This window comes from Allobosea sp. TWI1241 (assembly GCF_039673065.1).
Classification (GTDB): domain Bacteria; phylum Pseudomonadota; class Alphaproteobacteria; order Rhizobiales; family Beijerinckiaceae; genus Allobosea.
The window spans coordinates 145,213-158,154 of record NZ_JBDJKW010000009.1 but is presented as its reverse complement, the minus strand read 5'-3'; the positions used below and the strand labels follow the sequence as shown (position 1 = coordinate 158,154).

Below are 12,942 nucleotides of genomic sequence, written 5' to 3'. Positions count from 1 at the left end.
GCCTCAGGCCCGACGCGTCAGGCCGCCGCCGGCGTGACGCTGAACCAGCCCGTCCAGCTCCAGCTCCATGACGAGGCGGCTGACCTCGCGTACCGGCACGCCGCTCGCCCGCACGAGATCGTCGAGCGCTACCGGCGCGAGGCCGATCAGCGAGAGGAGACGCGTCCGGTCCTCGCCTTCGGCCGGCACCGCCTCGCCGCGGGACGCGGCCGGCGCGATGCGCGGCGCGGCATCGATCCCGGGCAGGTCGAGCTCGTCCCAAAGCGGCTCGGCGCTGTCCGCCCCGCCCTCGCGCGCCTCATAGCCCGCCTGCGGAAACAGGTCGGGCTGGCGCACCATGGGCGCCAGGACCTCGACGATATGGGACGCCTCGGCGCAGAGGATCGCGCCCTCGCGGATCAGGTGGTTGCCGCCCTCGGCACGAGGATCGAGCGGCGAGCCCGGCACGGCGAAGACCTGCCGGCCCTGCTCGTTGGCGAAGCGCGCGGTGATCAGCGAGCCGGATTTGCGCGCCGCCTCGACCACCACGGTGCCGAGCGAAAGCCCCGAGACCAGCCGGTTGCGGCGGGGAAAGTCGCGCCCGCGCGGCACCCAGCCGAGCGGCATCTCGCTCACCACGGCCCCGCCCTCGACGATGCGGGCCAGAAGCGGCAGGTTCTGCGGCGGATAGGGCTCGTCGAGCCCGCCGGCGAGCACGGCCGCCGTGCCGGTCGGCAGCGAGGCCTGATGCGCGGCAGCGTCGATGCCGCGCGCCAGCCCGGACACTACGGTGAAGCCGGCCTCGCCGAGATCGCGCGCCAGCGTCGCGGTCAGCTTCAGCCCGGCGGCGGAGGCGTTGCGCGAACCGACGATCGCGACGCAGGGCCGCGACAGCACCGCCGGACCGCCTTCGACAGCGATGAGAGGCGGCGCGGAATCGATCGCCTGCAAGGGCAGCGGATAGTCGGCCTCGCCCAGCGCGATCAGGCGCGCGCCGCGCCGGCGCAGCCCCTCGAATTCGCGCTCGGCCTCGGCCTGCGTGCACAGCTTGATAGAGCGACCGGCCTGGCGCGCCAGATCCGGCAGGGCCGCGAGCGCGCCGGCCGCGCCGCCGAAGCGGTTGAGCAGGCTGCGGAAAGTGCGGGGTCCGATGCTTTCGCTGCGGATCAGCCGGAGCCAGTCGAGGCGCTGCCGATCGTCGAGAGCAGGCCCCGCCATCCGGCTAGCCCTTCTGTCCTATCCGGCCCTCGCGGCCGGCGAGCAGCCGGGCGATGTTCTCCCGGTGCATGAACCAGAGCAGCAGGGTCAACAGCGCCATCAACCCGGCGGCCGGCAGGTCGCCGGCGGCGAGCCAGAAGATCAGCGGCACCAGCAGGCTGGCGACCAGCGCCGACAGCGAGGAGTAGCGGCTGAGCTTGGCGGTCAGCAGCCAGATGCCGGCGAAGGCCAGCGCCACCAGGACATTGAGGCCGATCAGCACGCCGAGATAGGTGGCGACGCCCTTGCCGCCCTTGAAGCGCAGCCAGACCGGGAAGACATGCCCGAGGAAAGCGCCGAGCGCCGCCACGAGCGCGGCGTTGCGGCCGCCGAGCAGCGCGCCGGCGAGCAGCACGGCCACGGTGCCCTTGAGCATGTCGCCGGCGAGCGTCGCCGCGGCGAGCTTCTTGTTGCCGGTGCGCAGCACATTGGTGGCGCCGATATTGCCGGAGCCGATGCCGCGCGGATCGACGCCGCCGGTCAGCCGGGTGAGCACGATGCCGAACGGGATGGAGCCCAGCAGGTAGCCGAGCAGCAGGGCGACCGCGCCGGAAGGGCCGGACAGCGCCCAGCTCAACGTCTCAGCCATGAAGCCTCCCCTTGCCTTCGCGACAGCCTAGGCCGCCTCGGCCCGATATGCCAGCCCGCCGCCGACCCAGGTAGCCTGGACGATGCCCTGCAGTCGGGCCTGGTCGAAGGGCGAGTTCTTGGCGCGCGACTTCAGCGTCATCTTGTCGACGACGAAGGGCGCGTCGGGATCGAGCAGCATGAGATCGGCCGGCTGGCCGCGCTCGAGGCGGCCGGCATCGAGGCCGAGCAGGCGCGCTGGCCGCGCCGAAAGCGCCGAAAGCAGCGCCGGTAGCCCGACCTGCCCGGCGTGGAACAGGCGCAGCGCGGCCGGCAGCAGCGTCTCGATGCCGAGGGCGCCGTTGGCGGCGTCCGCGAAGGGCTGGCGCTTGGTCTCGACATCCTGCGGATCGTGGTCCGAGACGATGACGTCGATCAGCCCCTCGGCCACGGCCGCCACCATCGCAAGCCGCTCCTCCTCGGTACGCAGCGGCGGCGAGAGCTTGCAGAAGGTTCGGTACTCGCCGACGTCGATCTCGTTGAGGGTGAGGTTGTTGATCGAGACGCCGCAGGTCACCGCCAGCCCGTCCGCCTTCGCCCGGCGGATCAGGTCAAGCGAGTCTGAGCAGGAGATCATCTCGGCGTGGTAGCGGGCGCCGGTGGCCCGGGCGAGACGCAGGTCGCGCTCGAGCATGATGGTCTCGGCCTCGACGGGGATGCCCGGCAGGCCCTTGCGGCTGGCGAACTCGCCCTCGTTCATCACGCCGACGCCGCGCAGGTCGGCATCCTCGACATGGTTCATCACCAGCGCGTCGAAATCGCGGGCGTAGATCATGGCCCGGCGCATCACCTGCGGATTGCGCACCGCCGCCGCGCCATCGCTGAAGGCGACGGCGCCGGCTTCGAGCAGCATGCCGAATTCGGTGATCTCCTTGCCGTGCAGGCCCTTGGTCAGGCAGGCAGCCGGCAGCACGTTGACCACCGCCTTGTCGCGGGCGCGCCGCTTCAGGAAGTCGATCACGGCCGGATCGTCGATCGGCGGGCTGGTGTCGGCCCGGCAGATCACCGTGGTGACGCCGCCGGCGGCCGCGGCGTGCGAGCCGGTGCCCAGCGTCTCGCGGAACTCCGCTCCCGGCTCGCCGAGGAAGGCGCGCAGGTCGACGAGCCCCGGCGCCAGCACGAGGCCGCGTCCGTCGATCGTCTCCACGCCGTCGGCCGGCACAGGCGCGGCCCCCCAGACGATGTCGGCGATGGTGCCGTCGCGGACCAGGAGCGAGCCGCGTCCCTCGCGGCCGGCCGCCGGATCGACCAGCGTCGCATCGAGAACGGCGAAGTCACGCGCCTGCGTCATCGGGGCCTCCCTGCGGCCTGCCCTGCCGGGCGGCCTGTTCGATCTGCTGCGCGGTTTCGCTCATCCGGTCGACATGGACCCAGAAGCGCCAGGCGGCGCCGGCCAGCACCGCGGCGATCAGCCAGCCTATCGGCGAGCGCGGATCGGTGATCACGAAGAGCACGGCACCGAAGCCGAAGACGCAGGCGACGACGAGGCGCGCGCGCCGCAGCAACCCGAGCGACCAGCCGAAGAAGCGTGAGAGGAACCACGCCACGGCTCAGGCATTCGGCAGGTGCTGGGCGAGCGCGTCCAGCACCGCCATGCGCACCGCGACACCCATCTCGACCTGCTCCCGGATCAGCGACTGCGCGCCATCGGCGACCTCCGAGGAAATCTCGACGCCGCGGTTCATCGGGCCGGGATGCATCACCAGCGCGTCGGGCGCGGCCAGCGAGAGCTTGTCGCGGTCGAGCCCGAAATAGCGGAAATACTCCTTGGAGGACGGCACGAAGGCGCCGTTCATCCGCTCGAGCTGCAGGCGAAGCATAATGACGATGTCGACGCCCTCCAACCCCTTGCGCATGTCGCGGAAGACTTCGACGCCCATGCGCTCCACGCCCGGCGGCAGCAGCGTCGAGGGCGCGACCAGCCGGACCTTGGCGCCGAGCGCGCTCAGCAGGATGATGTTCGAGCGGGCGACGCGCGAATGCAGGATGTCGCCGCAGATCGCCACCGTCAGCCCGGTGATGCGGCCCTTGTTGCGCCGGATGGTCAGTGCGTCGAGCAGGGCCTGCGTCGGGTGCTCGTGAGCACCGTCGCCGGCATTGACCACCGAACAGTCGACCTTGCGGGCGAGCAGGTTCACCGCACCCGCCGCGTGATGCCGCACGACCAGGATGTCGGGGCGCATCGCGTTCAGGGTCGCGGCGGTGTCAATCAGGGTCTCGCCCTTCTTCACCGAGGAGGAGCCGACCGACATGTTCATCACATCGGCGCCGAGGCGCTTGCCGGCCAGCTCGAAGGAGGCCTGTGTGCGCGTCGAGGGCTCGAAGAACAGGTTGATCTGGGTGCGGCCGCGCAGCGTCGCGGTCTTCTTCTCGACCTGGCGGGAGAGCGCGACATAGGCCTCCGCCCTGTCCAGAAGCGCCTCGATGTCGAGATGGGACAGCCCCTCGATCCCGAGGAGGTGCCGGTGCGGATAGTGCGGAGCGGAGGATGTCATTTGAAGATGGCTGTTTAGGCCCGAGTCGCCCCCTGCGCAAGGCGTGGCGGCGGTGCATCGCCGGCCGGGGCTGTTGCATTGGCGGCGCGATCCCTATTTGACACCGGCTGCGGGCTGAACCACTTTCGCGCGCAATCCGAACAACCAGCCGTCCCGGCTCGAGAGAGCCTTGCCGGCGTGCTGACCCCGGCACGTCTGCAAGCGAGGCGGATTGCCGTTTACGAGATTTGAAGCGCCATGAAACTTCTCGTCGTCGAGTCGCCGGCCAAGGCCAAGACGATCAACAAATATCTGGGCTCCGACTACGAGGTCATCGCCTCCTTCGGGCATATCCGCGACCTGCCGGCCAAGGACGGCTCGGTCGATCCCGAGAACGACTTCGCGATGATCTGGGAGACCGAGGGGCGCGGCGCCAAGCAGGTCGCCGAGATCGCGCGAGCGGCGAAGAATGCCGAGAAGGTCATCCTGGCGACCGACCCGGATCGCGAGGGCGAGGCCATCTCCTGGCACGTTCTGGAGGCGCTCAACCAGAAGCGCGCGCTGAAGGGCGTGCCGGTCGAGCGCGTCACCTTCAACGCCGTCACCAAGGACGCGGTGCAGAAGGCGCTCGCCAATCCCCGGCCGATCGACCAGGCGCTGGTCGACGCCTATCTGGCGCGCCGCGCCCTCGACTATCTCGTCGGCTTCACCCTGTCGCCGGTGCTCTGGCGCAAGCTGCCCGGCGCCCGCTCGGCCGGCCGCGTGCAGTCGGTCGCGCTTCGGCTGGTCTGCGACCGCGAGCGCGAGATCGAGGCCTTCCGGGCCCGCGAATACTGGTCGCTGACCGCGACGCTCGCCACCGGCACCGGCGCGACCTTCGACGCGCGCCTGGTCGGAGCAGACGGCAAGAAGATCACCCGCCTCGACATCGGCACCGGCGAGGAGGCCCATGCCTTCAAGGCCGCGCTCGACACCGCCGCCTTCTCGGTGGCGGAGATCGAGGCCAAGCCGGTCAAGCGCCACCCCTACCCGCCCTTCCAGACCTCGACGTTGCAGCAGGAGGCCTCGCGCAAGCTCGGCATGGCGCCCGCCCGCACCATGCAGGTCGCCCAGCGGCTCTATGAAGGCGTCGACATCGGCGGCGAGACAGTCGGCCTCATCACCTATATGCGTACCGACGGCGTCGACATGGACGGCTCGGCCATCGCCGCGGCACGCCGGGTGATCGGCAAGGAGTTCGGCGAATCTTACGTGCCGGGCGTGCCGCGCAAGTACACGGTCAAGGCCAAGAACGCGCAGGAGGCCCACGAGGCCATCCGCCCGACCGATCTCGGCCGCCTGCCCGCCATGGTGGCGCGGAAACTCGAACCCGAGCAGGCCAAGCTCTACGAGCTGATCTGGAAGCGCACCATCGCCAGCCAGATGGAATCGGCGCAGCTGGAACGCACCACGGTCGACATAGCGGCGAGCGTCGCCGGGCGCGATCTCGAGCTGCGCGCCACCGGCCAGGTCGTGCTCTTCGACGGCTTCCTGACGCTCTACCAGGAAAGCCGCGACGACGAGGAGGACGAGGACTCGCGCAAGCTGCCGCCGATGAAGGCCGGCGACGCGCTGGAGAAGCGCGCCATCGCCGCCGAGCAGCACTTCACCGAGCCGCCGCCGCGCTATTCGGAAGCCAGCCTGGTCAAGCGCATGGAAGAGCTCGGCATCGGCCGGCCCTCGACCTATGCCGCGACACTGGCGACGCTGCGCGACCGCGAATATGTCCGCATCGAGAAGAAGCGGCTGATGCCCGAGGACAAGGGCATGCTGGTCACCGCCTTCCTCGAGAGCTTCTTCAAGCGCTATGTCGAGTTCGACTTCACCGCGAGCCTCGAGGAGAAGCTCGACCGCGTCTCGAACGCCGAGATCGACTGGAAGGTGCTGCTGCGCGAGTTCTGGGCGGAGTTCACCCGGACGATCGGCGAGACCAAGGACCTGCGCGTCTCCGAGGTGCTCGACTCGCTAAACGGCATCCTCGGCGATTATGTCTTCCCGCCGCGGCCCGATGGTGGCGATCCGCGCCGCTGCCAGCAATGCGGCACCGGCACGCTCTCGCTGAAGCTCGGCAAGTTCGGCGCCTTCGTCGGCTGCTCGAACTATCCCGAATGCCGCTTCACCCGCCCGCTCACCGTCTCGGCGGCCGAGGGAGACGGCGAAGGCGGCCAGGTCGTCAACGGCGTGCGCATGCTCGGCACCGATTCGGCCAGCGGGCTCGAGGTCAGCGTGCGCGAGGGCCGGTTCGGGCCTTACGTGCAGCTCGGCGAGGGTGAGAAGCCGAAGCGCTCCAGCCTGCCCAAGGGCGAAACCCCGGCGACACTGACGCTCGACAAGGCGCTCGCCCTGCTGTCGCTGCCGCGCGAGGTGGCGAGGCATCCCGAGAGCGGCGAGCCGATCCTCGCCGGCATCGGCCGCTACGGGCCTTACGTCCAGCACGGCAAGACCTACGCCAATCTCGACAAGGCCGACGACGTGCTCGACATCGGCGCCAACCGCGCCATCGACTTGATCGTCGCCAAGGAAAGCGGCGCCGGCCGCCGCTTCGGCCGCGGCGGCGACACGCCCGGCCGCGAGCTCGGCGAGCATCCGGACGGCGGCATGATGTCGGTGAAGGCCGGCCGCTACGGACCCTATGTCGCTTGGGGCAAGGTCAACGCCACCCTGCCGAAGACAATGACGCAGGAGAGCATCACCGCCGAGCAGGCAATCGAGCTGGTCAACGCCAAGGCCGCCGCCGGCGGCGGCAAGACCAAGCGCGCGCCGGCCCGGAAGCCTGCGGGCACCAAGGCCGCCGGCACGAAGGCTCCGGCCAAGAAGGCCGCCGCCAAGACGGCGACCGAGAAGGCCGGCGCGACCAAGGCCAAGGCGCCTGCGAAGCCTAAGGCCGCCGCGAAGAAGGCTGCTGCCGAGGGCTGAAGCCCCTCGGCGGAGAGGCCGCTTCGCGCGTCATGGTCGGGCTTGTCCCGGCCATCCAAATCGTCGGCCTGGACCGCGCGTGCGCTGGGTCGGAATGCTGGCGGCGCGATCGCTGGACCGGCGTCGTGTTCATGGGTTCCGGGCTCGGGCCTTCGGCCCGCCCCGGAATGACCGGGGTGGTTCCGGAGCGGGGTGTCCGTCGCCGCACAGCATGAGCCATGGCGTCACGGCTGCATCAGCCACAGCGCCAATCCTGCACCCTTTGGCCGTATCGGCATTGTCCTTGCGGCCTGCCTCGCCATCGTTCCGGGGCTTCGCGCAGCGAAGAGCCATGACAGCAAGGCTTGTCGACTGTCGCGCCGCCGCTACCGCGGCTCAGCGCCGCTTCCGCTGGAGATTACAGACCTTGACGCGGCCGCCTCGACCGTCGGCGCGCCAGCTGCAGCCGGGATTGCGCGGGCGGCCTTCATAGATGTGGTAGACGCCGCGATTGCGCCGGTCGAAGCGCTGGTTCGAGACGTCGTGACCGCCGATGCGGACATTGTTGCCGAAGCGGACCTCGGCGCTCGCCGGCACGGCACTCCCGAGGACCAGGGCAGCGAGGCCGAGACCGGCGAGACGGCATACGAGGCGGGGCGAGATCGTCACGGCTGAGGCTCCGGCGCAGGATGCGGGCGGGACAGGCCCGCGCGCCGCGCCACTGTCCGCCGGGAATGGGACGCTGCCGTGGCGGCGTGGTCAGCCGCGGCCTGAGACCACGACCAGCCGCTTGACCTCACCGCGCAGGAAGGCCTGCAGGAAGCGGTCGTAATCCTTGATCGAGACGCAGCCATTGGAGTCGCCGCGCGGCCCCAGCAGATAGCTGTGCACCAGCAGGCCGGTGCGCCCGAAGATCCTGCCGGGCCCGCCGACCGGATGCATGCGGATGGCCCGCACGCCGTGGAACAGCGCCTCGCGCTCGGTCAGAGTGTAGATATGCGGCGGCGTCGGCCCGTGCATCCGGACATGGACGTAGCGCAGGTCGTTCATCTTCTCGCCCAGGCCGGAATTGGCCTCGAGCTTCTCGCCGTTCGGCAGGTACACCGTGCGGGCGCTGATGTCGTAGACCGCCGTCTTGGCCGCCATCAGGTCGGCCGGGACGCCGGGCGAGGCCGGTGCGACGGAGAGGCCGCTGCCGCGCATGCGGCTGCCGATATCGTCCTGCGCCGGGGCGTAGGCCATGCGCGTGCCGCTGTCTTGGCCCGGCTGCTTCGCGCCGAAGAGTTTCTCGAGGAAGCTGCGATTATCGACGGGGGCCGGCGTGGGCGCAGCCACCGCGGCAGCGGCGCGGCGACGGTTCGGGCGCTCGGTCCTCTCGGGCTGGGCCGGCGCCGCCGGCGGGACGACACGGGTTTCCTGCGGTGAGATCAGCTTGAGCGTCGCAGGGCGCGGCACGGGCAGCGGCGTCACCAGCCGCGAGACTGCATCGTCCGGGCGCGCCACCGGGGCGATGCTGCCGGTCGTCATCGGATCGGCGACGGACCGGGCGACGAGCGCCTGGGCAGGGGCCGCCGCCGGCTGCGCGGCCGGCGCGGGCTGCGCCGTGGCGGATTGTGCGAACTGACCCTGTAGCGGAGCGACGAAACGTGGATCGTCGCCGGGCGCCAGCGCGGCGATGCGCACCGGCGCGAACATGGTGAGGATGGCGGGCCGCTCCTGCGATCCCGCTTGCGGCGCATGGTGGCGCAGGCCCGAGAGCAGGCTGGACGGCTGGCTCGACGGTTGCTCAGGCCCCGCACGCCAGACGTTCAAGCCCGCGAGGAGGCCCGCCCCGATCGCCATGACGGCACCGAGCCGCAGGAAGGGGCCGGCCATGCGGCGTCGCCGCCGAATCCGGGGAAATGAACGCGTGGAGGACCGCATACGCAACGCCTTCGGAGCACGACGCGCGCCCGGCACCGGCCGGACGCGCGCTGATGTCACGAAAGCATTGAGCAATGCCGTGGTTAATCCGCGATGAATCGCAACGCGATTTTTTCGCGCAATCCCCCTCCGCCTGCGGCCTTGCCGCGACCGGCCCGAACGGCGGCCGGCCACGGTGCCGCACACCGTCAGCCCAGCGGCTTCAGCCCCGCCTCGATAGCGGCGCGCTTGGGCTCGAGGAAGGGCGGCAGCGCCAGCTTCTCGCCCATGGTCTCGGCCGGTTCGTCGGTGGCGAAACCGGGGCCGTCGCTGGCGATCTCGATCAGGATCCCGTTCGGCTCGCGCAGATAGAGCGAGCGGAAATAGAACCGGTCGACCGGGCCGCTGTTTGGATAGCCCGACTCGCGCAGCTTCTCGGCCCAGGCCTCGTACTCGCCGAAGCTCGGCGTGCGCAGCGCCAGATGGTGGACGCCGCCGGCGCCTTCCCGGCCCTGCGGCAAATCGGGCTCGACCGCAACATGGAGCTCGGCCGCCGGGCCGCCCTCGCCCATGCGGAAGACGTGGATGTCGCCGCCGGCATGGGTCGCGTGGCGGTAGTCGCCGGTGCGCTCCAGCCCGAGCAGCTTGGTCAGGACGATCTCCGTGCGATCGAGCTGCGGCACCGAGATCGTCACCGGGCCGAGGCCGCGGATCTGATGCGCGACCGGCACCGGGCTCTTCTCCCAGGGCACGAAGTCGATCGCGCCGCCATCGACGACCAATGTCAGGCGCTGGCCTTCCGGATCCTCGAAATCGACGGCGGCGCGGCCGTTGATCGTGACGATGTCGGAGACCGTGACGCCGGCCGCCGACAGCCGCTCGCGCCAATAGGCCAGCGCGGCCTCGTCGGCGACGCGCAGCGCCGTGCGCGCGATCATGTGCGTGCCGCGGCGGGCCGGCGCGGCCGGCCAGTCGAAGAAGGTTAGGTCGGTGCCCGGCGAGCCGGCGCCATCGGCGTAGAACAGGTGATAGGCCGAGGTGTCGTCCTGGTTCACCGTCTTCTTCACCATGCGCATGCCGAGCGTCTGAGTGTAGAAGTCATGATTGCGCGCAGCCTGCGCGGTGATGGCGGTAACGTGGTGGATGCCGGTCAGCTGCATGATGCGGGTCCCTTTTGCTGGAGGCCCGCGAAGCAAGGCGGGCGCGAACGCTGTCTCGCCGCCTTAGATAGGGGTTGCAGGCGCTCAAGTCAGTGCAAAGAACGGCAATGAGATATTGCACCTCTGCAATATCGCCCGCCTCCGCCTGCTGAACGCAGGCGCGCCGCGGCCGGGATCAGGCCGCGGACGGCTCGCGCCCGTGCCGGGTCGGGCGGCCCTTCAGGCGCAGGGCCTCGATGTCGGCGCGCTCGCGCGGCATGTTGCGCATCAGCTGGTCGCGGCCGGGCTCGTACTGCACCGGCTGCGGCGCCTCGACGCCGTACCAGGCGGCCGCGCGCAGCACGAAGGCGGGATCGACCAGATGCGGCCGGCCGAGCGCCACGAGATCGGCGCGCCCCGCCCCGACGATGGTGTTCGCCTGGTCGGCCGAGGTGATCGCGCCGACGCACATGGTGGCGACGCCGGCCTCGTTGCGCACGAGGTCGGCATAGGGCGTCTGGAACATGCGGCCGTAATGCGGGCGCGCCGCCGGCGTGGTCTGCCCGGTCGAGACGTCGACGAGATCGCAGCCCGCAGCGGCGAAGGCCTCGGCGATCGCGACCGTCTCGGCCTCCGAGATGCCGCCCTCCTGCCAGTCCGTCGCCGACACGCGCACCGAGACCGGCCGGTCCTGCGGCCAGACCTCGCGAATCGCCGCAAAGACTTCCAGCGGGAACTTCATCCGGTTTTCGAGCGAGCCGCCATAGGCGTCGCTGCGCTGGTTAGTCAGCGGCGAGAGGAAGCTGGCGAGCAGGTAGCCATGGGCGCAGTGCAGCTCGATCATGTCGAAGCCGGCGCGCAGGCCACGGCGGGCGGCAGCGACGAAATCGGCCTTCACCCGGTCCATGTCCTCGCGCGTCATCTCGCGCGGCACCTGGCTTTCCGGGTAGTAGGGCAGCGGCGAGGCTGAGACGAGCGGCCAGGCGCCCTCCGCCAGCGGCCGGTCCATTCCCTCCCACATCAGGCGGCTCGCGCCCTTGCGGCCGGCGTGGCCGAGCTGGAGGCAGATCTTCGCGGCCGAATGGGCGTGGACGAAGTCGACGATCCGCGCCCAGGCCGCCTCCTGCGCGTCGGTATAGATCCCGGCGCAGCCGGGGGTGATGCGGGCATCGGCCGAAACGCAGGTCATCTCGGTGAAGACGAGCCCGGGACCGCCGATGGCGCGGGCGCCGTAATGCATCAGGTGCCAGTCGCCCGGCAGGCCGTCCTGCGCCGAATACTGGCACATCGGCGAGACCACGAAGCGGTTGGCGAGACGCAGATCGCGCAGGCGCAGCGGCTGGAAGGCCGGTGGCACAGGCGTGCCGTCGGTGCGCAGCGTCTGGTCGGCCCCCACCTCGTCGGCGACCAGCCGGTCGAGCGCGGCGACGAAGTCCGGCGCCCGCAGAGCGAGGTTGTCGTAGGTGATCGCCTTGGAGCGCGTCATCAGGCCGAAGGCGAAGCGCAGCGGATCATAGTCCTGGAAGCGCTGCAGATGCTCGAACCAGACCAGCGACACGTCGGCCGCGTGCTGGGTCTTCTCGACCTCCTCGCGCCGCCCGGTCTCGAAACGCGAGAGCGCCGCCGGCACGTCGAGCCCGGCGCGACGGAAGGCGCGATGCAGCGCGATCGCATCCTCCATGGCGAGCTTGGTGCCCGAACCGATCGAGAAATGCGCCGTCGCCTTGGCGTCGCCGATCAGCACGACATTGTCGGCCACCCAGTTGCGGCAGCGGATCATCGGGAAGCGGCGCCAGAGCGAGCGGTTGGCGATCAGCCGGTGACCCTCGAGCTCCTCGGCGAAGACGCCTTCGAGGAAGGCGACCGACTGCGCCTCGTCCATCGCGTCCAGCCCGGCGCGGGCGAAGGTCTCCGGATCGGTCTCCAGCACCCAGGTCGATTGCCCGGCTTCGTACTGGTAGCAATGGGCGATGAAGACGCCGTGCTCCGTCTCGCGGAAGAAGAAGGTGAAGGCGTCGAATGGCCGGGTCGAGCCCATCCAGACGAAGCGGTTGGGTCGGAGGTCGACCTCGGGGGCGAAGCGCTCGAGATCGCCCTCGCGGATGCGGCTGTTGATGCCGTCGGCTCCCACGACGAGATCGTAATCGCGCTTCAGCGCCGCGATGTCCTCGATCTCGTTCTGGAAGACCAGATCGACGCCGAGCGCCCGGGCGCGCTCCTGCAGCAGCATCAGCAGGGTGCGGCGCGAGCAGCCGCAGAAGCCGTTGCCCGGGATGCGGTGAACCGTATCGCGGAAGCGGATCTCGATATCGTCCCAATAGGCGAAGCTCGCGACGATCGCCTCGTAGCTCTCGCGGTCGGCCTGGCGGAACAGGTCGAGCGTCTGGTCGGAGAAGACGACACCGAAGCCGAACGTGTCGTCCGGCCGGTTCCGCTCGAAGACGGTGACCGAGAGCGCGGGCCAGTCCCGCTTCATCAGCAGCGCGAAATAGAGGCCGGCCGGCCCGCCACCCACCACGGCAATGCGCATTTCGCGACCTCCCTCGCTCGACGAATTATTTTAGACCTAAAATATTTTCTCCAGCAACGGGCAATCGCACGGGCCCTCCCCTTTCAGGACTTGAATCACG

General features: G+C 70.2%; 10 protein-coding genes. 1 reads left to right on the top strand and 9 read right to left on the bottom strand.

Annotation, left to right across the window (positions count from 1 at the left end):
- Nucleotides 1-3 precede the first annotated feature (3 nt).
- The 5 genes from dprA to ABE438_RS13500 are packed head-to-tail and all read right to left on the bottom strand — an operon-like array spanning nt 4 to nt 4,358.
- Nucleotides 4-1,197 (bottom strand): DNA-processing protein DprA, encoded by a 1,194-nt coding sequence (gene dprA / locus ABE438_RS13520; RefSeq protein ID WP_346503150.1) that lies wholly within the window; start codon nt 1,195-1,197, stop codon nt 4-6.
- 4 nt (nt 1,198-1,201) lie between these two features.
- The gene (gene plsY, locus ABE438_RS13515) at nt 1,202-1,825 is read right to left on the bottom strand and encodes a glycerol-3-phosphate 1-O-acyltransferase PlsY (RefSeq protein WP_346503149.1); all 624 of its coding nucleotides are present in this window, start codon (nt 1,823-1,825) and stop codon (nt 1,202-1,204) included.
- 27 nt (nt 1,826-1,852) lie between these two features.
- Nucleotides 1,853-3,154: a dihydroorotase gene (gene pyrC, locus ABE438_RS13510; RefSeq protein WP_346503148.1), complete on the bottom strand. Its 1,302-nt coding sequence runs from the start codon at nt 3,152-3,154 to the stop codon at nt 1,853-1,855.
- Nucleotides 3,138-3,410 (bottom strand): hypothetical protein, encoded by a 273-nt coding sequence (locus ABE438_RS13505; RefSeq protein ID WP_346503147.1) that lies wholly within the window; start codon nt 3,408-3,410, stop codon nt 3,138-3,140. The genes pyrC and ABE438_RS13505 overlap by 17 nt, the downstream gene beginning before the upstream one ends.
- A gap of 3 nt (nt 3,411-3,413) precedes the next feature.
- Entirely contained in the window at nt 3,414-4,358 is a 945-nt protein-coding gene (locus ABE438_RS13500; RefSeq protein WP_346503146.1) for an aspartate carbamoyltransferase catalytic subunit, read from the bottom strand.
- Between the two features lie 237 nt (nt 4,359-4,595).
- Here ABE438_RS13500 and topA point away from each other — a divergent pair, with 237 nt between their 5' ends.
- A complete protein-coding gene (gene topA / locus ABE438_RS13495) occupies nt 4,596-7,292 on the top strand; it encodes a type I DNA topoisomerase (RefSeq protein WP_346503145.1) in 2,697 nt (898 codons plus the stop codon).
- A 375-nt stretch (nt 7,293-7,667) separates the two neighbouring features.
- Here the strand turns inward: topA and ABE438_RS13490 are convergent, their stop codons facing one another.
- From ABE438_RS13490 to ABE438_RS13475, 4 genes are all read right to left on the bottom strand, one after another.
- Complete coding sequence (locus ABE438_RS13490; RefSeq protein ID WP_346503144.1) at nt 7,668-7,940, bottom strand: hypothetical protein; 273 nt, start codon at nt 7,938-7,940, stop codon at nt 7,668-7,670.
- 90 nt (nt 7,941-8,030) lie between these two features.
- Nucleotides 8,031-8,417 (bottom strand): DUF2778 domain-containing protein, encoded by a 387-nt coding sequence (locus ABE438_RS20375; RefSeq protein ID WP_465248617.1) that lies wholly within the window; start codon nt 8,415-8,417, stop codon nt 8,031-8,033.
- 965 nt (nt 8,418-9,382) lie between these two features.
- A complete protein-coding gene (locus ABE438_RS13480; protein ID WP_346503142.1) occupies nt 9,383-10,333 on the bottom strand; it encodes a ring-cleaving dioxygenase in 951 nt (316 codons plus the stop codon).
- A gap of 175 nt (nt 10,334-10,508) precedes the next feature.
- A complete protein-coding gene (locus ABE438_RS13475; protein ID WP_346503141.1) occupies nt 10,509-12,842 on the bottom strand; it encodes a bifunctional salicylyl-CoA 5-hydroxylase/oxidoreductase in 2,334 nt (777 codons plus the stop codon).
- Nucleotides 12,843-12,942: the final 100 nt, after the last annotated feature.

Bases quoted from the DNA above. Each gene is read 5' to 3' on its own strand.
- topA (WP_346503145.1), top strand. From the start codon at position 4,596: ATGAAACTTCTCGTCGTCGAGTCGCCGGCCAAGGCCAAGACGATCAAC.
- dprA (WP_346503150.1), bottom strand. From the start codon at position 1,197: ATGGCGGGGCCTGCTCTCGACGATCGGCAGCGCCTCGACTGGCTCCGG.
- ABE438_RS13480 (WP_346503142.1), bottom strand. From the start codon at position 10,333: ATGCAGCTGACCGGCATCCACCACGTTACCGCCATCACCGCGCAGGCT.
- ABE438_RS13475 (WP_346503141.1), bottom strand. From the start codon at position 12,842: ATGCGCATTGCCGTGGTGGGTGGCGGGCCGGCCGGCCTCTATTTCGCG.
- plsY (WP_346503149.1), bottom strand. From the start codon at position 1,825: ATGGCTGAGACGTTGAGCTGGGCGCTGTCCGGCCCTTCCGGCGCGGTC.
- ABE438_RS20375 (WP_465248617.1), bottom strand. From the start codon at position 8,417: ATGGCGGCCAAGACGGCGGTCTACGACATCAGCGCCCGCACGGTGTAC.
- pyrC (WP_346503148.1), bottom strand. From the start codon at position 3,154: ATGACGCAGGCGCGTGACTTCGCCGTTCTCGATGCGACGCTGGTCGAT.
- ABE438_RS13500 (WP_346503146.1), bottom strand. From the start codon at position 4,358: ATGACATCCTCCGCTCCGCACTATCCGCACCGGCACCTCCTCGGGATC.